Source organism: Yersinia intermedia, from assembly GCF_900635455.1.
In the GTDB taxonomy this organism is placed as follows: Bacteria; Pseudomonadota; Gammaproteobacteria; order Enterobacterales; family Enterobacteriaceae; genus Yersinia; species Yersinia intermedia.
Genome location: NZ_LR134116.1, coordinates 2474863 through 2495936, shown reverse-complemented (window position 1 = coordinate 2495936; position 21074 = coordinate 2474863). Strand labels below are relative to the sequence as shown.

Here is a 21074-nt window from a genome sequence, read left to right as displayed (position 1 = left end):
GCTGCAAGCAGCGTTCAAATCTGCTCCCGGCAGATTTGTCACCTGAATCACTTACCTGAGTAAGCTCATCGGGATTTGTTCGCTTGCTGCCTACCTGCAACGCCAATTGTTTTGGGTATAGATTCAGGCGGCTTCGTTCAGTTGCCGCCTGACTACAACGCGAAATCTATCGGGACTGTCCCTGCTATGCCGTAGTGAATCGGTTAATGGATTATGACGACTTCCTTACCCGCAGATACCATTCGCACAGCAAACGAACTTGCTTACGGGTATAGCCTTTCTCCATCATCCGATCGACAAAGTCATCATGTTTTTTCTGCTCATCCGTTGAGGTCTTGGCATTAAAGGAGATAACTGGCAGTAACTCTTCGGTGTTAGAGAACATCTTTTTCTCGATAACCGTGCGCAGCTTCTCGTAACTGGTCCAGTTTGGATTACGACCATTGTTATTGGCTCTGGCGCGCAACACAAAATTGACGATTTCATTACGGAAATCTTTCGGGTTGCTGATACCCGCTGGCTTTTCAATTTTCTCCAGTTCAGCATTCAGCGATTCACGGTCAAACAGTTGCCCAGTATCTGGATCACGGTACTCTTGATCCTGAATCCAGAAATCGGCGTAGATAACATAACGGTCAAAAATATTCTGGCCATACTCCGAGTAAGACTCCAGATAGGCGGTCTGAATCTCTTTACCAATAAATTCGGCATATTTTGGGATTAAATAGCCTTTCAGGTGTTCGAGATATTTTTCCGCAACATCTTGCTGGAATTGTTCGCGCTCGATCTGCTGTTCCAGTATGTAGAACAGGTGCACTGGGTTGGCTGCCACCTCAGCGTGGTCAAAGTTAAATACTCTGGAGAGGATTTTAAAGGCAAAACGGGTAGAAAGACCGTTCATACCTTCATCGACCCCAGCGTAGTCGCGATATTCTTGATAAGACTTGGCTTTAGGATCGGTATCTTTCAGGCTCTCACCGTCATACACCCGCATCTTGGAGTAAATACTGGAGTTTTCCGGCTCTTTCATCCTCGATAGGATAGAGAAGCGGGCCAGCGTTTCCAGCGTGCCGGGCGCACAAGGTGCATGGGTCAACTCACTGTTATTTAACAGTTTGTCGTAAATTTTGATCTCTTCTGATACCCGTAGGCAATAAGGCACTTTGACAATATAAACACGGTCAAGGAATGCCTCATTATTCTTGTTATTGCGGAATGCTACCCACTCTGATTCATTAGAATGCGCGAGAATTATACCGCTGAATGGTAGGGCGGATATCCCCTCGGTCCCGTTATAGTTACCTTCTTGCGTTGCGGTCAGCAGTGGATGCAACACCTTAATGGGAGCCTTGAACATCTCGACGAATTCCATAATCCCTTGGTTAGCGCGGCACAAAGCACCGGAATAACCATAAGCATCAGGATCGTTTTGAGCGTGATTTTCAAGTTTACGGATATCAACTTTACCGACCAGTGCAGAGATATCCTGGTTGTTTTCATCACCGGGCTCAGTTTTCGCTATCGCAATTTGTTCAAGGATAGAAGGCCAGACCTTGATAACCTTGAACTTGGTAATATCACCGCCAAACTCGTGCAGACGTTTTGCCGCCCATGGCGACATAATCGTACCGAGATAGCGGCTTGGAATATTGTATTCTTTGGCCAGGATCGCCGCATCTTCCTGCGGATTGAACAGACATAACGGGTGGTCATTGACCGGGCTACGCTCACCGTTAGCACTCAAAATATAGATAGGCACCCTTTGCATCAGAGCTTTCAGCCGTTCAGCCAATGATGACTTACCACCACCCACCGGACCCAGCAAATATAGGATCTGTTTCTTCTCTTCCAGCCCTTGGGCGGCATGCTTGAGATAGGAAACAATCTGTTCTATGGCTTCCTCCATGCCATAGAACTCTTCAAAAGCAGGGTAGCGAGCGATAACTCGATTAGAAAATAGTCGAGACATGCGGGACTCAAGCGCGGTATCGACCATGACTGGCTCACCAATAGCCATCAGCAAACGTTCAGCCGCATTAACATACGCGCTGCGATCTTGCTGGCAGATTGTGAGGAACTCTTGGAGTGTGAACTCTTCGTCCTTGGCCGCCTCATAGCGCTGGCGATAGTGATCAAATATGTTCATAGCGATGCCCGTCCTGTTTGAATGGTTGGGAACATAAAATAGTAGTAGCGCTTTATTGGGTTAAAATTTTGAAACTACTACCTTATTGTTATGGTCGTGTCTCCTCCAAAGGTCAAGTTAAGCCAGACCATAGATTTGCCACCCCTCAAACAATAAATAACCATTATTCGGTAATTAAATCTATTTTTTATTTGATTAGTAGTGTTTTATATATGATTTATGGGTCTTATCTGTTTGAATATCTCGATATTTTATTGTAATCAAATCTACGTAAATTTTTAGGTTGTAAGCCTGCCGGTTATAGGCGATAAGTTATACAAGCAATATTGATATCTGGTCGACATGTGTAAAGATTTCGCCACGAGCAACCATTTGATTTACACTAAGTTAACTAATTATTTTGTTACTAATGGGATTTAATCCGTGAAAAAACACTACATAAAAACCAGGCAAATAAAAACTCTGGCTGCGTTGGCGATTGCTACGGTGGTTTGCATGCCAACGGCAATGGCTGGGACTTGGTCTGTGGGGGCTTCTGCGTTAGTCAGCCCAGATCCATATCGTGGCAAGAACGACCGTGTCTATCCGGTACCTATTATTTCTTATGAAAGTGATAATTTCTATTTCCGTACTTTGGCTGCGGGCTACTACTTGTGGAAAGATGACAATAATCGCTTATCAATCGATGCTTATTACTTACCACTGAACTTTAAGCCGGGTGACAGTAATGATCAGCAGATGAAACAGTTGGATAAACGCCGCAGTACCATGATGGCCGGTATGTCTTATTCTCATATTGAGGATTGGGGGACTCTGCGTGCTATGTTCTCTGGCGACGTGCTGGATAACAGTGGTGGTTTTGTCGGCGATCTGGCTTATCTCTACCGCTTTAATGTGGATAGCTGGACATTGACACCGGGCGTCGGTGTGAGCTGGAACAGTGAAGATCAGAATAATTATTACTATGGTGTGAGCCGCGGGGAGTCTGCCCGCAGTGGCTTAGCACAGTACAGCCCTAATGATAGCTGGTCATCGTATATGGAATTGACGGCTAACTATAATATCAATCCAAACTGGAATGCTTTCTTTACTGGCCGTTATATCCGTCTGGCAAATGAAGTGAAAAATAGCCCGATGGTGGACGCATCATGGACTGGTGTGCTGTGGACCGGGGTAACTTATACCTTCCGCTAATGAATGGCAGCGTACTGTTGAGTCATAAAAAATGGGGCATCGCGCCCCATTTTTGTGCCTGATGGTCTATCGCGTATTAGCTATTTTTACGGCTACGGATGGTCATAGCGAGGCGCGCAGGGGCATCTGGTGTTGCAACCAATGGTTTATTAACTCGCGCTGTTTCCACGCAAACCATGGTCTTATAACCCTCATTTGGCATGTCAACCATGCTACTGGCTACCTCTGCACCTGGATTCCATGCCACAACATCACTTTGATGATGATGATGTATTTCAATGGTGCGTTTGAGTGCCGCATCTTTGATTAAACTGTAAGCTTCGGGGTGCGTGTAAATACGGTCAGTCTGGCCGTTGAACACTAAATCGCCTTGTTGTGTGGCATCAGCAATTTTTAGCACTTTATCGAAGTATTTCTCACCCAAACCACTGACTTTAATCTGGTCGATATCGCCAATTTGGAAGTAAGTGTGTAGCGCAGCGACTGCTTGGTAATCACCGTGTGATTCCAATTCCATCTCGCATTCGTCACCCAGCTTGAAGCGGGCAATCAATGTGAAGGCATGTGGCCAATATTTACGTGATTCATCACTGTCTTCCAGGGTGAAGGTCAGGATAACCCCATTTTCATTTTCGTCATGGGCACTGAGCGTCCATGGCAGTAAGCGGGCAAAACCATGGGAAGGTTGTGCTGATGGACCAAACCACGGCCAGCAAATCGGCACGCCACCACGAATAGCGACGCCATCTTTAAATGGCGTGTTATTGCTCAGCCAAATAACAGGCTGTTCTCCGCTAGGCTGATAGGCCAGCAAATGAGCACCTTGTAGGCATACAGCGGCACGCACCTTCGGATGAGAAACAACCACCACCGGCAATTCATCCAGTTGGCGTTGGCTGATGTAAGGCGAAATTTGTTCAACAACAGGGAGGGTGAATACTTTCTCGTTCATTCGTTTGGCCTTATGGGAAAGGGAGCAGGGATCCTTTGAACTTCAGACTTTCGATAATATCACAGGCTGTAAATGTTGTAGCAAATGGACGGCACAGGAGTGGTGAATCATTGATATTGCGCAATTTATTATAGCTACAAATAAAAAAGCCACCCGAAGGTGGCTTTTGACAGAAATCTACATCAATCCATTATTACTTGGAGATGTGAGAGATCAGGTCCAGAACTTTGTTTGAGTAGCCAGTTTCGTTATCGTACCAAGAAACCAGTTTCACAAAGTTATCGTTCAGTGCGATACCGGCTTTAGCATCGAATACTGAAGTCAGTTTTTCGCCGTTGAAATCGGTAGAAACAACGTCGTCTTCGGTATAGCCCAGAACGCCTTTCAGCTCGCCTTCTGAAGCCGCTTTGATAGCAGCACAGATTTCTTTGTAAGACGCTGGTTTTTCCAGACGTGCAGTCAGGTCAACAACTGAAACGTTAGGAGTAGGAACGCGGAACGCCATACCAGTCAGTTTGCCGTTCAGTGCTGGGATTACTTTACCAACTGCTTTAGCTGCACCGGTAGAAGAAGGGATGATGTTCTGGGATGCGCCACGACCGCCGCGCCAGTCTTTGTGAGACGGGCCATCAACAGTTTTCTGAGTTGCTGTAGTTGCATGCACAGTGGTCATCAACGCTTCAACGATACCGAACTTGTCGTTGATAACTTTAGCCAGTGGAGCCAGGCAGTTAGTGGTGCAAGAAGCGTTAGAAACGATTTCTTGACCCGCGTATTCTTTGTGGTTGACGCCCATAACAAACATAGGGGTGTCATCTTTAGAAGGACCAGTCAGAACCACTTTCTTAGCACCAGCAGCGATGTGCTTACGTGCTGTTTCGTCGGTCAGGAACAAGCCAGTTGCTTCAGCAACAACGTCAACGTTAACTTCGTTCCACTTCAGGTTAGCCGGATCTCTCTCTGCGGTAACACGGATGGTTTTACCGTTAACAACCAGATGGCCGTCTTTTACTTCTACAGTACCGTCGAAACGACCGTGGGTAGAGTCGTATTTCAGCATGTACGCCATGTATTCAGCGTCCAACAGGTCGTTGATTGCAACGATTTCGATGTCAGAACGTTCCTGAGCAGCACGGAAAACAATGCGACCGATACGGCCAAAACCGTTGATACCTACTTTGATAGTCATATATTCCACCAGCTATTTGTTAGTGAATAAAAGGTTGGTTGTAAAATTACAAAAACCTTACCGAGCGTCAAGCGGAATCGTGTCAATTATTGCTACAAATCAAACCAACGACGTTAGATCGAACATTAATCACGCGTTTCCAGATACGATTAGCCTCATTTTTATATTGGGGCGAATTATTCAGTTTAAAGTGAGAATCAGTAATATTTGCGATTTTTATCGTATTTATACCCAAAATGATGGGCGTTGCAGGTAGGCAGCTAGCGAACCAACCCCGATGAGCTTACATGAGTAAGTGATTCAGGTGAATGAGCGTAGCTAACAACCCTGCAGCGTCAAGTATAAAGGGTATATGCGGTTGTCACTTTGATGGCATACAGTTTAGGACAATTTTAACTGCTTTGTTGTTAATTTTTTGTTATTATTAGGCATTGTTTTCGTTGACTTTATTCCCTGTCAGAGAACCGCACAAATGGCTAAACAACTGAACCCTGTACCAGATATTGAGAAACTGTCCGATATTCAGCGTCATGTGACCCAACAGCGCGGGACAGAAGCCCCTTTTAGTGGCAAATTGCTGCATAACAAACGTGATGGCATCTATGAGTGCCTGTGTTGTCATCAACCTTTGTTTGTCTCAGAGTCGAAATTTGACTCTGGCTGTGGTTGGCCGAGTTTCTACCAACCCATTAAAGATGACTCTATCCGCTATGTTGATGATAATTCACATAATATGAATCGAGTTGAAATTCGCTGTGGTCATTGTGACGCGCACTTAGGCCATGTTTTCCCCGATGGCCCGCAGCCTACGGGCGAGCGCTATTGCGTGAACTCGGCGTCATTGAATTTTGTTGATGACCAGAATGGCGAGCAGATTGCCGGTTGATACTCAACGATTATGCATGTTGAAAAATCGATTCAGCTTATTATTCGTTTTGTTAAGGATACTTTGATGGAGCTTGAAGACCTGATTTCAGTGATGACCCCCGAAATTTACCAACGTTTGATGCAAGCGGTTGAGTTGGGTAAATGGCCTGATGGTGTAGCGCTGACGCCTGAGCAGAAAGAGAATAGCTTGCAAATGGTAATGCTATGGCAAGCCCGCCACAATGAGGATGCCCAGCATATGAGCATTGGCACTGATGGCCAAATTGTGATGAAAACCAAGCAAGAGTTGAAACAACAATTCAGCCAGCCAACATTGGTAAAACTGAAGCCACAATAGGGTGGTTGCCCGCAAAATTTATCAACATTAACGGAGCCGAGTAAGGCTCCGTTGGTTATGTTTTTACTGCCAGTTATTTTCTTGCTGAATCAATTTCAGCAAGAAATTGTTCCAGTGTTTGTAAGTTTGCCCCTGCTTTACTCATCGAATTAAGGGCATGTTGGCTGTCATGTGGTTGTAGATTGACCCCACGACAACCGTCACTGATGACCGTTGTTTGATAACCCAGAGACAATGCATCCAAGACGCTGTATTTCACACAATAGTCAGTTGCCAGCCCCATAATGAACAGCCGATGGATTCCTTGCTGCTGTAGCCACCCATCCAAAGGCGTTTTTGCCCGCCGACCATTGTCGAAAAATGCACTGTAGCTATCGATATCAGGATCTTGGCCTTTGCGGAAAATGGCCTCAATGGCATTTTGTTTCAATTGCGGATGCAAGGCTGCCCCTGATTCATTTTGCACGCAATGCATGGGCCACCAGACTTGTGGCAACCCATTCAACTCACCCACAGTACCTGATTCTGCATTTGAATTGATGGCAAAACTGCGGTGCTCGGCAGGGTGCCAATCTTGACTGGCGATGACAGGTATCTTTTTGCTAAGACAAACATCAATCGCCTGATTCGCAATGGCAATAACTTGATCACCCTCAGCAACAGCCAGTGCCCCTCCCGGACAAAAGTCATTTTGTAAATCAATTAAAAGCAGTGCTGCGTTCATTGATGTTCCACCAAATCAGTTAGTGTCAGTGAGTTCGCCACGCAGGTTCTGTTGCATTAACCGGCGAATGTCTTCAGGGGTTAAAGATTGACTCAATAAATAATGCAGTTTGGTCAGTGCGGCCTCAACCGTCATATCAAAGCCACTGATAACACCCGCGTTGGCGAGCGCGTTACCGGTTGCATAGCCTTCCATATTGACTCGACCGGAAATACATTGCGTCAAATTCACCACCACAATACCTCGCTCACTGGCATTTTTTAATTCATCCAGTAACTCGGCTTTCTGTGGTGCGTTTCCCACACCATAAGAGCGCAAAATCAAAGCCTTGACGGGCTGCAACAGGAAGTTGCGCACCACAGCACCTGATATCCCAGGATAAATAGTCACCACACCAATCGGTTGAGGGGTGATGTTATGGACAACCAGTGGCCCGTTATTCACCGGTGACTCAACTGATGCCATGCGCCGAATATGAATACCTGCCTCAAGCAGTACTGAGAGATTAGGGGAGGCAAAAGCATCAAAACCATCCGCATGAGCTTTCGTGGTGCGGTTACCACGGAACAGTTTGTTGTTAAAGAACAGACTAACTTCATTCACTGGGTGGTTAGCGGCCAGATAAAGTGCGTTGAGCAAGTTGGTTTGCCCATCAGAACGCAATTCTGCCAACGGGATTTGAGAACCGGTAACAATCACCGGCTTGGCCAGATTTTCTAACATGAATGAAAGGGCCGAGGCAGTAAATGCCATGGTATCTGTGCCATGTAAAATAACAAAGCCATCGTATAAGTCGTAGTTTTGCTCAATATCGTTGGCGATATGCTGCCAGTCCTCAGGTGTCATATCTGAGGAGTCAATCAATGGCGCATATTCATGGATAGTGAAATCAGGCATTTCGGGCCGGTGGAACTCAGGCATCAGAGCAAGTTGGCGTTGCAAATGACCGGAGACTGGGATGTATCCATGATCCGAGCGTTGCATACCGATAGTACCGCCAGTATAGGCAACATAAATAGATTTCTTCTGCATGAGCATGAGAACCTGAAAGTAGGACTGAATGAGATGGGTGAATTATAGGGAGACTGGCGAGGAAAAAAAGCCCGACAGATGCCGGGCGGAGTTTTTTGATTGATTTTCTAGCGAACATCACCACAGGTTAGGCATAACGCATAGCGATTCTGCGGATCATTTAATGTGCTCAGCAAACTTGGCTGATCTTTCACGGCCTGTGCCATGGCAGATATTGGCGCGGGTATCCAAGCCTGAATGGCAGCCGGTAACATGGCCTGTACCGATGCGCTCATTTGGCCGAAAATTAAGTCACTAAGACTCGGCTCATCAACAAACCAATTCAACTGCCAGGTTTTCAGTTTTGCCAGTTCCGCAACTTTTTTCACTGCGTCGTCAAAGTCACCTAACTGATCCACCAGACCGTTATTTTTGGCATCAATCCCCAGCCAGACATGACCCTGTGCGATTTGATCGACTTGTTCAGGCGTTTTATGACGTGACGTTGCGACCAGGTCAATAAAGGTCTTGTAGCCATTTTCGATATTGATTTGCATCATCTGCGAGAACTCAGGTGGCAAGTTTTTGGTAACCGAAATATCTGCTAATGGCGACGTGGCTACACCGTCAGTATGGACACCAATACTTTCCAGTGAATTTTGGAAGGTATTAATAACACCGAAAATACCAATCGAACCGGTAAGGGTGCTCGGGCTGGCAACGATATAGTTAGCAGGTGTGGAGATCCAATATCCACCCGATGCCGCCATTCCCCCCATTGACACCACTAAGGGTTTATTGGCTGCGCGTAATGCGGCTAATTCAGAACGAATCAGCTCAGAGGCACTCACACTGCCGCCGGGGCTATTTACCCGCAGGATAACGGCTTTAATCTTCGGATCTAAACGCGCTTGGCGAATCTGTGCTGCCAGCGAGTCGCCACCCACGTTGCCTGGGGTTTGTGGACCATCAATGATGGCACCGTTAGCAAAAATAACGGCTATCTGCTCACCTTGCTGTGGTGTAGGTACTGGTTGATAGTCATAAATACTGACGTAATTGAAGTCGTTATTCTTTTTATCCCAACCAAAAGTTTTAACCAACTCGGTTTCTACCTCAGGGCGTGACGCCAATGTATCCACCAGTTTACTGTCCAGCGCATATTTTGCCGGAGAGCCGCCAGCGGTTTGCAACCCACTGATAACGCCTGCGGCACCAGGGAACAGTTGCTCCGGCGTTAACTGCCGATTAGCAGCAACAGCAGTAAGATAATTTTGCCATAACCCACCAATCCAGCGGCTGTCTGCTTCACGTGCAGCCGGTGACATATCATCACGAATCATCGGTTCAACCGCAGATTTATAAGTACCCACCCGGAAGATATTCGTGGTGACTTTAAGTTTTTCCAGCAACGACTTGTAGTAGAGGTTATTGCTGGCGAAACCATGCAGATCGACCGCCCCTTGTGGCGAGAGATAGATTTTATTAGCAAAGCTGGCTAAATAGTATTGGGTTTGATTATAACTATCGCCAATTGCATAGATGGGTTTGCCGCTATCACGGAATTCCCGCAGCGCCTTACCTATATATTGCAATGAAGGTTGGTCGGCACCGGTAAAATCACTCAGCGACAGCACTAAACCGGTAATATTGTTATCGGTTTTTGCCAGACGAATAGTTTCGACGATATCAAACAGAGAGTTTTCCTGTAGGCGATTACTGGATGCACCTAAGAACTCACGCCCCAGTTGACGTAACTTATTATTCACTGCGGGCTGATCCACCACCACGCCACTTAAATTCACCAGCAGCGCGCCTTTAACCGGTTCTGCCGGTTTACTTTGGAACTGAAGGTAAATACCCACGCCAACTAAAATTAACAGTATCAAGAACAGATTAAGAATAAATTCCCTGACGAAATTCAGCAGACGCCAAGTCCACTTGAAAAAACCAGCAATAATTCGCCACAAAGTGCGCATGTTATCTCCAACAAAACCGGGCAAGTACGGTTATCCTAATGACCTGACGAACAAAAGTCAGCTTTAAATCACTGTTAAGCCTAGCTGAAAGGTCAACACTGGCAACAAAACGACAACTTATGCTACCGTGCTGAAAATGAAAATCGTTATCAGGAGAAAATGATGGATGCGTTAGAACTGTTACTTAACCGCCGTTCGGCGTCCCGTTTGACCACCCCAGCCCCAACGGGTGAGGCATTGGACCATATTATCCATGCGGGCATGCGGGCACCTGACCATGGCACATTACAACCATGGCGCTTTGTTTTGATTGAAAATGAGGGTCTGGAACGTTTTAGTCAATTGTTACAACAAGCAGTGCAACATGATGGTGCTGATGACGCGGTATTGGAAAAAGCAAAACAAGCGCCGTTTCGTGCGCCGCTGATTATTACCGTTATTGCCCATGTCACTGAAAACCCCAAAGTGCCCAATTGGGAACAAGTGGTTTCCGCTGGTTGTGCGGTACAAGCGATGCAAATGGCTGCACTGGCTCAAGGCTTTAATGGTATCTGGCGTACAGGTTCCTGGACCCATCATCCCGTGGTTCGTCAGGGATTTGCCTGCCGTGAACAAGATGAAATCGTCGGCTTCCTTTATCTTGGCACGCCACAACTGAAATCAGCGACGAAAGTTACCCCACCCGATTACACCACTTTTGTTCGCTATTTCTGATAGTTATACGGTCTATAATCAACAGGTTTCAAGGTGCGGCAAAGCGGCAACGGAGAGCCGCATCGTTTAGGGCCGTCTTGGGCAGCGCAGCTTATGCATTTTGCGGGTATAAGCTGCGTTTGTGCCTGCTTTGTGACCAACCTATCTGCCCGACTGCGGCCTCTACTTACCAAGCCACGCCATAGGCGCTACCATAGGCTGTCTGGATACCAGGCCTACGAGCATAATTCCTGAATAAATAGCTTATTACTGAACCATCACACGGGAGAGTGTTATGACATCGCCAGCGATACGTCTTACTCAATACAGCCATGGAGCCGGCTGTGGTTGCAAAATTTCGCCCAAAGTTTTGGATAAAATATTGCACACCGACCAACAGAAGTTTCTTGATCCTCATTTGTTGGTGGGGAATGAAACGCGTGATGATGCAGCCGTTTATGATATTGGCGGTGGTGTTGGGATAATCAGTACGACCGATTTTTTTATGCCGATCGTGGATGATCCTTTTGATTTTGGCCGAATTGCAGCCACCAATGCCATCAGTGATATCTATGCGATGGGCGGTAAACCTATTATGGCCATTGCCATCCTGGGCTGGCCGATAGATAAACTATCGCCTGAAGTTGCCCAACAGGTTATTGAGGGCGGACGTTATGTTTGCCAGCAGGCAGGTATTTCTCTGGCAGGGGGGCATTCCATTGATGCGCCTGAGCCGATTTTCGGCCTGGCGGTCACTGGAATCGTCAGCACGGAGCAGGTTAAGAAAAACAGTGCTGCACAGGTAGGCTGTAAACTGTTTCTGACCAAACCACTAGGGATTGGTATTCTGACTACGGCAGAAAAGAAAAGTAAGTTGCGGCCTGAACATCAAGGGGTAGCAACGGAAACCATGTGCCAGTTAAATCGATCAGGCGCTGACTTTGCCAGTGTTGCCGGTGTCACTGCCATGACCGATGTTACCGGGTTTGGTCTGTTAGGGCATTTAAGCGAAATTTGTCAAGGATCCGGTGTTCAGGCCAGGTTACATTTCTCGGCTATACCACGGTTACCGGCAGTTGAAGAGTATATTGCTGCGGGTTGTGTGCCAGGGGGAACAGGGCGCAATTTTGACAGTTATGGTCACCTGATTGGCGAGATGACCGAGTTACAGAAAACGTTATTGTGTGACCCACAGACTTCCGGTGGTTTGCTGTTAGCCGTATTACCTGAAGCGGAGGCGCAGGTACAAGCTATTGCGGCTCAGCACGGCATGACGCTCAGTTCTATTGGCGAGTTAAGCTCTGTGGATAATCACCGGGCGTTGATTGAGATTACAGAATGACCTTTTCTTTGATGCATTTTTGCGGTGAATGATGCGACTTTTTATTGCTGAAAAACCCAGTTTGGCGCGGGCGATTGCCGATATTCTGCCAAAGCCGCATCGTCGAGGTGATGGATTTATTGCCTGTGGTAGTGACCAAATGGTGACATGGTGTGTTGGTCACTTGCTGGAACAGGCCCAACCTGATGCTTATGACAGCCGCTATGCACGCTGGTCGTTAGCTGATTTACCCATTATTCCTGAAAAATGGCAGCTACAGCCTCGGCCCTCAGTCAGTAAGCAATTGAATGTTATCAAACAACTTTTGCAACAGGCCGACGAAGTGGTTCATGCAGGTGACCCGGATCGCGAAGGGCAACTTTTGGTTGATGAGGTATTGGATTACCTCGATTTGGTGGCAGAGAAGCGGCAAAATGTCCGCCGTTGCCTGATTAACGATCTCAATCCGCAGGCAGTGGAACGTGCGGTGGAGCGTTTGCGTTATAACCGCGAATTTATCCCGTTATGTGTTTCGGCATTGGCACGCGCCAGAGCAGACTGGTTATATGGCATCAATATGACTCGTGCCTATACTATTCTTGGGCGCAATGCAGGTTATGATGGCGTTTTGTCAGTAGGGCGGGTGCAAACGCCAGTATTAGGTTTGGTTGTTCGCCGTGACGAAGAAATTGAAGATTTTATTCCCAAAGACTTTTTCGAAGTCAAAGCCCATATTGTCACACCTGCGGATGAGCGTTTTATTGCCCTATGGCAGCCGAGTGATTCTTGCGAGTCGTATCAGGATGAAGAAGGGCGCTTGTTGCATCGGCCACTGGCTGAACATGTGGTTAATCGCATCACCGGTCAGCCTGCATTTGTAACTTCCTATAATGATAAACGGGAATCAGAAACCGCACCGTTACCCTTTTCCCTTTCAACATTGCAGATTGAAGCCGCCAAACGCTTTGGTTTGAGCGCCCAGCAAGTGCTGGATATTTGTCAGCGTTTATATGAAACGCACAAATTAATTACGTATCCGCGTTCAGATTGCCGATACCTACCAGAAGAGCATTTCGCTGGGCGTCATTCGGTCTTAAATGCCATTAGTATCCATCAGGCTGACTTATTGCCGTTAGAGGTAATGGATAGCGATCGGCGTAATCGCTGCTGGGATGACAAAAAAGTCGATGCCCATCACGCGATTATCCCAACAGCGCGGGCCAGTAAGGTGAATCTAACCACTGATGAGAGCAAGGTTTTCCGATTGGTAGCACAGCAATATCTGATGCAATTTTGCCCAGACGCACAATTTCGTAAATGCGTCATTGAACTCGATATTGCTGGTGGGAAGTTTGTTGCTAAAGCCCGTTTTCTGGCGGAGGCTGGCTGGCGTACCTTGCTTGGCAGCAAAGAGCGTGATGAAGAAAACGAAGGCGCACCTTTGCCAGTGGTGGAAAAAGGTGCTGAATTATTATGTGAGCGGGGTGAGGTTGTTGAACGTCAAACCCAGCCGCCAAGGCCATTTACCGATGCCAGTTTGTTGTCTGCTATGACCGGGATCGCGCGATTTGTGCAGGACAAAGAGCTGAAAAAAGTGTTACGCGCAACGGATGGTCTGGGTACTGAGGCCACGCGCGCCGGGATTATTGAACTGCTTTTCAAACGTACTTTTTTATTCAAAAAAGGGCGTTATATCCACGCAAGCCCAGCGGGAAGAGCATTGATTCACGCGCTGCCTGATATTGCAGCACGGCCAGATATGACTGCACATTGGGAATCGACACTGACACAAATCAGTGAGAAAAATTGCCGATATCAGGATTTCATGCAGCCACTGGTGGCAACATTGCAAGATTTAATCAGTCAGGCAAAACAAAATCGCTCACCTCAGGTATTTCGTGGGTTGCCAGCGGCACCGTCTGGGGCGATAAAGAAACGTAAAAAAGCACCATCTAAAGCCAAGGAGAATAAGTCATGAGAACATGGTTATTGCTAAGTTGTATTGGTTTTTCCTCGTTTATGTCTGGTGCTGCTATGGCTAATCGTAACAATGTTGATGTTGTTGTTCCTCTGCCACCAGAGGTATGGAATAACTCATCCAATCGCAACACGAACAACAATCCTTGTACCCGCTGCTGTGTGTATCAAAATCAGAATTATTCTGAAGGTGCTGTATTGCGCGTTGAAGGAGAAGTGTTGCAGTGTGTGCGTGATAGCAGTGTAGTAGGTACCAATCCATTGATTTGGAAGCGGTTGACCAGATAACGGGCTACTGTTTTTGGGCAATAAAAGCATCTAAAAGCGGAATATCGGCAGGTGCCAGAGGGTAACGGTAAGCCTCCTCTGGTGCCAGCCAAACGATAGCGGAGTGACAATGCAGTGCCAGCTCACCGCTGAAACTCTCAATCAGCCAGGCGTGTAATCGGATGGTCTGTTTATCTGAATGCCATTGATTAGTGGCAATATATCTGGTCACTGATGCCTCAATATTCAATTCTTCGGTCAATTCACGTATTAGAGCCTGAGGCTGGCTTTCCCCTGCCTCGACTTTCCCCCCTGGAAACTCCCACAATCCTGCTTGATCACGGCATGAATCCCGTTGAGCTAACAAAATTTTGCCATTTTGTTCAATAATGGCGGCAACAACATCAATCATTTTTTTGTTTATCCAGCTTTGGTCGCGTATTTGCCAGTGGTAGGCCTGTGCTGCCAGGACTACCACTGCCGTTATCAGAGGGCGAATTCAGACCATACTGGCGCGTGGTCTGAGGGTTTTTCCATACCGCGAATTTCGTAATCAATCCCTGTCGCAATACAACGGGTAGCCAGTGGCTGGCTTGCTAACAATAAATCTATGCGCAGGCCTCTGTTCTCATCAAAACCACGGGAGCGATAATCAAACCACGAAAATTGATCGTTACATTCAGGATTGGCTGCGCGGAATGTATCAACCAGCCCCCAGTTTTGTAATCGCGCCAGCCAGGCCCGTTCTTCTGGCAGGAATGAACACTTCCCGGTTCGCAGCCAACGTTTACGGCTATCTTCGCCGATACCAATATCGAGATCAGTTGGGCTGATATTTAAATCCCCCATAATCAGTACCTGAGCATCCGCTGAAAGTTGTTGCTCCAGGTATTGCTGTAGGTCAGCGTAAAAACGCTCTTTTGCTGGGAATTTTATTGGGTGATCACGGCTTTCTCCCTGAGGGAAATAACCATTAATAACAGTGAGGGGACCATTTGATGTTGCGATATCAGCCATAATAATACGGCGTTGAGCATCTTCTTCATCTGTTGGGAAGCCACGACGAACCGCTAAAGGCTCATTTTTGGTTAACAGCGCCACACCATAATGGCCTTTTTGCCCATGATAAAAAACGTGATAACCATGCTGACTGACATCCTCAAGGGGAAACATATCATCATGGACTTTCGTTTCCTGAAGGCCAATCACATCTGGTTGATGTTGCTCGATGATCGCGGCTAGTTGATGTGGTCGAGCACGTAGGCCATTGATATTAAAAGAGACAAACTTCATGGTCAGCACCGTTTATTCGATAGAAATGATTTCAGATATTAGCAGATACTGAATAAAAATGTAACGCACGGAGAAAGAATAAAGAAAGTTAATAATATTTTTGACAATAAGAATGAAATAAAGTCGTGCTAATGATTTAGGTAATAAATGTACTTATTCTTGCTGGTTTTTAATTTCTTTAAAAATATTTGAATATCTATCGTTGTGTTTTTTTAGTTAATCGTGATAGATGGTGGGAAATATGGTTTTTAAGGTGAGCTGGTTATTTTTAAATGTATTAATTATAACTTTTATCATCTGTTTAATTTAAATTCAGCCCGTTATTTTCAAGGAGTAACCACAAACTAAGTTGAGGCTGAAAATATAATATTGCTTGCGTCTTGTAACTGTGGTTTGCGATTTAACCCCAAGAGTCCTGCTGTTTTATCTGCGCAGGTTAACTGATTTTGTAATGGGGTGGATAAAAAATAGTTATTAAATATCATAGAACTACGAATGGTTGTCTGTTAAAAGTATGTGTAATGTCGAGCTGTTAATAGGCAGGTTTTTCCAGTTTTTTGTAAGAAATACTGCTTTACAGTGTTAATTTCTGCGCGGTCATAAATTTTTATAATTTACCTCTCAATTATTTTAAATGCAATTTATGCAATTAATTTATTTAATATTGAATAATATCTACAGCTAGCCTTGTGCATGTTTACATGCCTGTCATTTTTTTTGGATAAATTTACGCAAAGGATTAGTGAATTATGTTTCTATCTCGAAAGTTAGAAGCCTTTATGGCCGTAGTTGAAAATGGTTCGCTGAGTAAGGCTGCAAGAGTGATGAACAGGACGACGCCTCCGGTAGCTAAGTCGATAAAAGATTTTGAAAATATAATAGGGAAAAAACTGTTTAAAAGAGAGAAGTTTGGTATGAGTTTAACCAGGGATGGTGAGATTTTATATAATGATCTAAAAGATTTGTATCAGCAAGAAAAAGAAATCACAAAAAAACATCTTACAGGCCATGTATCTAATGTTATCAATATTTACTACGATTGGGGTAAAAGTGAAAACTTAACGAAACTGTATAAAGAGGCAGAAAAGAATAACATTCAAGCTAATATAATTAAGTTTTATTATGAAAATATTGATGAAATCGGAGACTATGATGGTAATTCACTTATCCTTTCATCAGAAAAAATCGCCAGCGAAAGATTTACGTTGTTAAATGAAGTGCCAGACAGTGGTTTTGGTATCTATGGGCGTAAAGATATAATAAATGAAAGTCAAGATATAATAAATATTCTACATAAAAACGTTTGGTTGTGTAACCCAACACTGTATAGAAGTGATTTCGTTAAGAATCTTGAAGAATCAGTTAAAAAACAGCATGATAAAGTTAGTGTTAGGCAGGTTGATAGCCTGGCATGCTGCTTGAATTTTATTTATTCAGGCCGATATATATGCATTACCGATTCAGTAATGGATGATTTTAACGGCGACTCAAAATTGGATTTCATAAATTTGGCCAGTTTTCAAAGCGAGAATAAATTGTATTTTTATAAGTCACGCTCACATTCAAGTGTATTAAATAGGCTTATTGAATATATTCATTCGATGGTGTAAAGCTATCTGGATTATCAGTAAGTTGTCTCGCTACGCTCGGCGCGAACCTTGTCGAAGGTTCTTACCTTCTCCGATGATAATATCTTTGATTTTTATTGTTTTTATCGAACGGGAGTATTTCTGAGAGAGGGTGGTGGGGGAAGGATTATTCGTCACTGCGTTCCTCACCCTTCGGGCCGCCGCTGCGCGTCGTTGTCTCGCTACGCTCGGCGCGAACCTTGTCGAAGGTTCTTACCTTCCCCGATGGCAATATCTTTGATTTTTATTGTTTTTATCGAATGGGAGTATTTCTGAGAGAGGGTGGTGGGGGAAGGATTATTCGTCACTGCGTTCCTCACCCTTCGGGCCGCCGCTGCGCGTCGTTGTCTCGCTACGCTCGGCGCGAACCTTGTCGAAGGTTCTTACCTTCCCCGATGGCAATATCTTTGATTTTTATTGTTTTTATCGAACGGGAGTACTTCTGAGAGAGGGTGGTGGGGGAAGGATTATTCGTCACTGTGTTCCTCACCCTTCGGGCCGCCGCTGCGCGTCGTTGTCTCGCTACGCTCGGCGCGAACCTTGTCGAAGGTTCTTACCTTCCCCGATGGCAATGTCTTTGATTTTTATTGTTTTTATCGAATGGGAGTATTTCTGAGAGATGGTGGTGGGGGAAGGATTCGAACCTTCGAAGTCGATGACGGCAGATTTACAGTCTGCTCCCTTTGGCCGCTCGGGAACCCCACCACTGTATTTGTGGTTTTTGTAACTAAGATACTTGGCCGTATCTGTGGTACGAACCTTATCGAAGATTCTTACCTTCCCTTAAGTGGCTCATTTTGATTCCTAACTCTGAATCGATTTGAGACTCAAGGGTAAATATGGTGGTGGGGGAAGGATTATTCGTCACTTCGTTCCTCACCCTTCGGGCCGCCGCTGCGCGTCGTTGTCTCGCTACGCTCGGCGCGAACCTTATCGAAGGTTCTTACCTTCCCCTTAAGTGGCTCATTTTGATTCCTAACGCTGAATCGACTTGAGACTCAAGGGTAAAAATGGTGGTGGGGGAAGGATTCGAACCTTCGAAGTCGATGACGGCAGATTTACAGTCTGCTCCCTTTGGCCGCTCGGGAACCCCACCACTGGCCTAACCGCTTATCAAGACTGTCTTGGTAAGCGGGGCGCATCATATCAAATGAAACGCCCCTGTAAAGACTTGAAATGAAAAAAATAAGTCGTTCGGTGCTTTTTTGTTCTCAGCGATGTTTATCTGGACAAAAAACATCTGCTTATTGTGCGCTTACAGAATAACAGTACGGTTACCGTAAACAAAAACACGTTGCGCCAAAACACGATACAGGGCGCGACTCAGAACGTTCTTTTCCACATCTCGCCCGGCTCGCATCATATCCTCAGCCGTATACGAATGATCAACGTGAATAACGTCCTGCATGATGATTGGGCCTTCATCCAGACTATCGTTTACATAGTGAGCTGTGGCACCAATAATCTTCACACCTCTTTCATAAGCCTGGTGATAAGGGCGAGCGCCAATAAATGCAGGTAAGAATGAGTGGTGGATATTAATAATCTGATAAGGGAAACTCTGGACAAAGGCTGGCGTCAGCACGCGCATATATTTAGCCAGTACCACGTAGTCAGGTTGGTATTGTTCAATTTGCTCAATCAAACGTTGATCATGTTGATCTCGGGTTAGACCTTCGTGGCTGATAAGGTGGAAAGGTATATCAAAGCGCTCCACCAAATTCTGCAACGCGTCATGGTTACCAATCACTGCCGCAATTTCTACATCCAGACCACCATAAGCACTCTTCATTAATAAGTCGCCGAGGCAATGCGCCTCTTTGGTGACCATAATGACAATGCGGCGGCGCCCTGCAGTATGCAATTCACGGTTAGTGCCTTCTGGCAAAGCATCATCTAAGTCTGCTAGCAGGGTGGTATCGTTGAAAATACCTTCAAGCTCGGTACGCATGAAAAAACGACCAGTCAGATGATCAACAAATTCATTATTCTGCACGATATTTAACTGGTGCTTGTAACAAATATTGGTAATTTTTGCGATTAAGCCTTTAGCATCTGGGCATATAGTGCGTAACACTTTCTTTTGTACATTCTGGTGTGGCATAAGGTGGTAAATCCTGTCTTAACAGTATTTGATGTTATGTAAATGTTTGATGTTACGGTCAGTAATGAAACGATTTTACTGTTAATGCCCGCAGCATTTCTTATATTTTTTTCCTGAACCGCAAGGGCAGATATCATTTCTACCTACCGACGGCCGGACTCCGTCGATATAGTACCAGTGTTCTTTTATTCGAAGGAAGCGGGAACGTTCGTGCATTACGCTTATCTGTACATTGTTGGGATCTGTAAAACGAGCAATGAACTCCACAAATGCTTCGTCATCATGACTGCCAGCGGTTTGTGCGATGACGGTTAATCCATGCCAGACAGTATTGGTGAAACTTTGAATTATCCCATCTCGCCATTCTTGTGCTTTGCAGTCGGGATGCCAGGTTTTAACGAGATAATCCGCCTCCTTTTTTACATAGGCACTATAGCGTGAGCGCATCAGTATTGCAGGTTCGGTCGCGACTTGCGTGTTAAGAATATAAGGCGCACAGCATTGTTGATATTCAAAGCCGCTGCCGCATGGGCACTGTTCTGACAAAATTTCTCCGAAAAATCAATAATGCCATCGTGTTTGCTACTGAACGGTCAGCAACAGAAGAGGGCGGGTAATCCAATAGGGGGCAAATAAGGGCCCATCTTACCTAATCATGTGGAGAGGTTCAAAGTTGATAACGTTGTGCAGACTAGTTGATGGGCTAAAGTTTTGTGATGTTGCTCACAAAAATAGTTGACCGGTGTTTCATTATGGAGTAACTTAATAACTGTGATGTGTGTCACATAAAAATAATGATATTTACAGGAGCAACCCATGAAACTGATCAATAAAGTTATCGCTATGTTCGAAAAAATGAGCGTATCATTCGGTACTATCAACGGCTAATAATCCGTAATATTTCATAATATTCTGATAAGGGTCGAAATATAGTTAATAACACCATAGCCAGTGAGAGCTAAAGGTGAAATGACAGCATGTAATGCGATTATCTATTTATCGAGTGCCATATTATTAGATAATATTAAATCTTATAATTTCTCTTAACTCAGAATATTTACTCTGAATAGCCACTACTATAGTGGCTATTTTGCTTTTTTATATAGAAAATCAAAACAATAAAATTCAAAATAGCAACGGTTACCAAGTAGCTGAGTGCTACCTCTCTATTTTACCTTTCACTTGGTACTACTCATCAATTTTTTTACCCTATATAGGCTAAGTGGATCGTATTGATAACAACCAAATGCCGACGTAAGTTCAAAATCCAACCGCTGGTATAATTTTACCGCTTCAGGTTGATGAATTCCTGATTCTAAATAAAAACATTTAAATTCAAACGGATGGACTTATAGAACAACGCAGTCCCTA

18 protein-coding genes, 2 tRNA genes and 4 other RNA genes are annotated in these 21074 nt (G+C 45.2%); 8 read left to right on the top strand and 16 right to left on the bottom strand.

The genetic code is table 11. The features are described 5' to 3' along the window. Nucleotides 1-211 precede the first annotated feature (211 nt). Entirely contained in the window at nt 212-2146 is a 1935-nt protein-coding gene (gene yeaG / locus EL015_RS11410; protein WP_005191016.1) for a protein kinase YeaG, read from the bottom strand. A gap of 423 nt (nt 2147-2569) precedes the next feature. On the opposite strand from yeaG, the gene EL015_RS11400 reads away from it, so the two are divergent. Further along, nucleotides 2570-3340, top strand: a complete 771-nt coding sequence (locus EL015_RS11400; RefSeq protein WP_005191018.1) for a MipA/OmpV family protein — start codon at nt 2570-2572, stop codon at nt 3338-3340. A 76-nt stretch (nt 3341-3416) separates the two neighbouring features. On the opposite strand, the gene EL015_RS11395 is transcribed toward EL015_RS11400, so the two are convergent. Beyond that, nucleotides 3417-4292, bottom strand: a complete 876-nt coding sequence (locus tag EL015_RS11395) for a D-hexose-6-phosphate mutarotase (protein WP_005191021.1) — start codon at nt 4290-4292, stop codon at nt 3417-3419. Nucleotides 4293-4485: 193 nt separating this feature from the next. Next, nucleotides 4486-5481 carry a glyceraldehyde-3-phosphate dehydrogenase gene (gene gapA, locus EL015_RS11390; RefSeq protein ID WP_032819960.1) on the bottom strand — a complete coding sequence of 332 codons (996 nt, stop codon included), beginning with the start codon at nt 5479-5481 and terminating at the stop codon, nt 4486-4488. Nucleotides 5482-5953: 472 nt separating this feature from the next. Between gapA and msrB the strand changes: the two genes are divergently transcribed. Together msrB and EL015_RS11380 are read left to right on the top strand one after the other, a co-directional pair. After that, nucleotides 5954-6367 (top strand): peptide-methionine (R)-S-oxide reductase MsrB, encoded by a 414-nt coding sequence (gene msrB, locus EL015_RS11385; protein ID WP_005191029.1) that lies wholly within the window; start codon nt 5954-5956, stop codon nt 6365-6367. 66 nt (nt 6368-6433) lie between these two features. Next, a complete protein-coding gene (locus EL015_RS11380) occupies nt 6434-6706 on the top strand; it encodes a YeaC family protein (RefSeq protein WP_032907587.1) in 273 nt (90 codons plus the stop codon). A gap of 73 nt (nt 6707-6779) precedes the next feature. Here the strand turns inward: EL015_RS11380 and pncA are convergent, their stop codons facing one another. The 3 genes from pncA to sppA all read right to left on the bottom strand — a co-directional run bounded on the left by pncA (nt 6780) and on the right by sppA (nt 10420). Further along, nucleotides 6780-7430, bottom strand: coding sequence for a bifunctional nicotinamidase/pyrazinamidase (gene pncA, locus EL015_RS11375; RefSeq protein WP_005191035.1), 651 nt, complete (start codon nt 7428-7430; stop codon nt 6780-6782). A 15-nt stretch (nt 7431-7445) separates the two neighbouring features. Beyond that, complete coding sequence (ansA, locus tag EL015_RS11370; protein ID WP_005191038.1) at nt 7446-8462, bottom strand: asparaginase; 1017 nt, start codon at nt 8460-8462, stop codon at nt 7446-7448. Between the two features lie 107 nt (nt 8463-8569). Continuing rightward, nucleotides 8570-10420 carry a signal peptide peptidase SppA gene (gene sppA, locus EL015_RS11365; RefSeq protein ID WP_005191041.1) on the bottom strand — a complete coding sequence of 617 codons (1851 nt, stop codon included), beginning with the start codon at nt 10418-10420 and terminating at the stop codon, nt 8570-8572. Nucleotides 10421-10582: 162 nt separating this feature from the next. Between sppA and EL015_RS11360 the strand changes: the two genes are divergently transcribed. From EL015_RS11360 to EL015_RS11345, 4 genes are all read left to right on the top strand, one after another. After that, nucleotides 10583-11134, top strand: coding sequence for an NAD(P)H nitroreductase (locus tag EL015_RS11360; RefSeq protein WP_032907588.1), 552 nt, complete (start codon nt 10583-10585; stop codon nt 11132-11134). Between the two features lie 274 nt (nt 11135-11408). After that, complete coding sequence (gene selD, locus EL015_RS11355; protein ID WP_032907589.1) at nt 11409-12455, top strand: selenide, water dikinase SelD; 1047 nt, start codon at nt 11409-11411, stop codon at nt 12453-12455. Nucleotides 12456-12486: 31 nt separating this feature from the next. Continuing rightward, a complete protein-coding gene (locus EL015_RS11350) occupies nt 12487-14412 on the top strand; it encodes a DNA topoisomerase III (protein WP_032907590.1) in 1926 nt (641 codons plus the stop codon). Beyond that, nucleotides 14409-14699: a DUF1496 domain-containing protein gene (locus tag EL015_RS11345; RefSeq protein WP_042569715.1), complete on the top strand. Its 291-nt coding sequence runs from the start codon at nt 14409-14411 to the stop codon at nt 14697-14699. The genes EL015_RS11350 and EL015_RS11345 overlap by 4 nt, the downstream gene beginning before the upstream one ends. A 4-nt stretch (nt 14700-14703) precedes the next feature. Here the strand turns inward: EL015_RS11345 and EL015_RS11340 are convergent, their stop codons facing one another. Both EL015_RS11340 and xthA read right to left on the bottom strand, forming a co-directional pair. Further along, the gene (locus tag EL015_RS11340) at nt 14704-15090 is read right to left on the bottom strand and encodes a pyrimidine (deoxy)nucleoside triphosphate diphosphatase (RefSeq protein ID WP_032907591.1); all 387 of its coding nucleotides are present in this window, start codon (nt 15088-15090) and stop codon (nt 14704-14706) included. A gap of 74 nt (nt 15091-15164) precedes the next feature. Next, entirely contained in the window at nt 15165-15971 is an 807-nt protein-coding gene (gene xthA / locus EL015_RS11335; RefSeq protein WP_032907592.1) for an exodeoxyribonuclease III, read from the bottom strand. 749 nt (nt 15972-16720) lie between these two features. On the opposite strand from xthA, the gene EL015_RS11330 reads away from it, so the two are divergent. Next, nucleotides 16721-17581 carry a LysR family transcriptional regulator gene (locus EL015_RS11330; protein WP_032907593.1) on the top strand — a complete coding sequence of 287 codons (861 nt, stop codon included), beginning with the start codon at nt 16721-16723 and terminating at the stop codon, nt 17579-17581. Nucleotides 17582-17709: 128 nt separating this feature from the next. On the opposite strand, the gene EL015_RS11325 is transcribed toward EL015_RS11330, so the two are convergent. The 8 genes from EL015_RS11325 to EL015_RS11290 all read right to left on the bottom strand — a co-directional run bounded on the left by EL015_RS11325 (nt 17710) and on the right by EL015_RS11290 (nt 20249). Beyond that, nucleotides 17710-17836, bottom strand: a non-coding RNA gene (locus tag EL015_RS11325) — RtT sRNA. Between the two features lie 43 nt (nt 17837-17879). Then, nucleotides 17880-18006: non-coding RNA, RtT sRNA (locus EL015_RS11320), on the bottom strand. A 43-nt stretch (nt 18007-18049) separates the two neighbouring features. After that, a non-coding RNA gene (locus tag EL015_RS11315) (RtT sRNA) lies at nt 18050-18176 on the bottom strand. 43 nt (nt 18177-18219) lie between these two features. After that, nucleotides 18220-18304, bottom strand: a tRNA-Tyr gene (locus EL015_RS11310). A gap of 135 nt (nt 18305-18439) precedes the next feature. Then, a non-coding RNA gene (locus EL015_RS11305) (RtT sRNA) lies at nt 18440-18566 on the bottom strand. A 44-nt stretch (nt 18567-18610) separates the two neighbouring features. Beyond that, a tRNA-Tyr gene (locus tag EL015_RS11300) sits at nt 18611-18695 on the bottom strand. A gap of 159 nt (nt 18696-18854) precedes the next feature. Then, nucleotides 18855-19703, bottom strand: a complete 849-nt coding sequence (gene purU / locus EL015_RS11295; protein ID WP_005192203.1) for a formyltetrahydrofolate deformylase — start codon at nt 19701-19703, stop codon at nt 18855-18857. Between the two features lie 81 nt (nt 19704-19784). Further along, the gene (locus EL015_RS11290) at nt 19785-20249 is read right to left on the bottom strand and encodes a YchJ family protein (RefSeq protein ID WP_005192206.1); all 465 of its coding nucleotides are present in this window, start codon (nt 20247-20249) and stop codon (nt 19785-19787) included. Nucleotides 20250-21074 lie beyond the last annotated feature (825 nt).

Coding starts and splice junctions, on each gene's coding strand:
- yeaG (WP_005191016.1), bottom strand. CDS start 2,146: ATGAACATATTTGATCACTATCGCCAGCGCTATGAGGCGGCCAAGGAC.
- EL015_RS11395 (WP_005191021.1), bottom strand. CDS start 4,292: ATGAACGAGAAAGTATTCACCCTCCCTGTTGTTGAACAAATTTCGCCT.
- gapA (WP_032819960.1), bottom strand. CDS start 5,481: ATGACTATCAAAGTAGGTATCAACGGTTTTGGCCGTATCGGTCGCATT.
- msrB (WP_005191029.1), top strand. CDS start 5,954: ATGGCTAAACAACTGAACCCTGTACCAGATATTGAGAAACTGTCCGAT.
- EL015_RS11380 (WP_032907587.1), top strand. CDS start 6,434: ATGGAGCTTGAAGACCTGATTTCAGTGATGACCCCCGAAATTTACCAA.
- pncA (WP_005191035.1), bottom strand. CDS start 7,430: ATGAACGCAGCACTGCTTTTAATTGATTTACAAAATGACTTTTGTCCG.
- ansA (WP_005191038.1), bottom strand. CDS start 8,462: ATGCAGAAGAAATCTATTTATGTTGCCTATACTGGCGGTACTATCGGT.
- sppA (WP_005191041.1), bottom strand. CDS start 10,420: ATGCGCACTTTGTGGCGAATTATTGCTGGTTTTTTCAAGTGGACTTGG.
- EL015_RS11360 (WP_032907588.1), top strand. CDS start 10,583: ATGGATGCGTTAGAACTGTTACTTAACCGCCGTTCGGCGTCCCGTTTG.
- selD (WP_032907589.1), top strand. CDS start 11,409: ATGACATCGCCAGCGATACGTCTTACTCAATACAGCCATGGAGCCGGC.
- EL015_RS11350 (WP_032907590.1), top strand. CDS start 12,487: ATGCGACTTTTTATTGCTGAAAAACCCAGTTTGGCGCGGGCGATTGCC.
- EL015_RS11345 (WP_042569715.1), top strand. CDS start 14,409: ATGAGAACATGGTTATTGCTAAGTTGTATTGGTTTTTCCTCGTTTATG.
- EL015_RS11340 (WP_032907591.1), bottom strand. CDS start 15,090: ATGATTGATGTTGTTGCCGCCATTATTGAACAAAATGGCAAAATTTTG.
- xthA (WP_032907592.1), bottom strand. CDS start 15,971: ATGAAGTTTGTCTCTTTTAATATCAATGGCCTACGTGCTCGACCACAT.
- EL015_RS11330 (WP_032907593.1), top strand. CDS start 16,721: ATGTTTCTATCTCGAAAGTTAGAAGCCTTTATGGCCGTAGTTGAAAAT.
- purU (WP_005192203.1), bottom strand. CDS start 19,703: ATGCCACACCAGAATGTACAAAAGAAAGTGTTACGCACTATATGCCCA.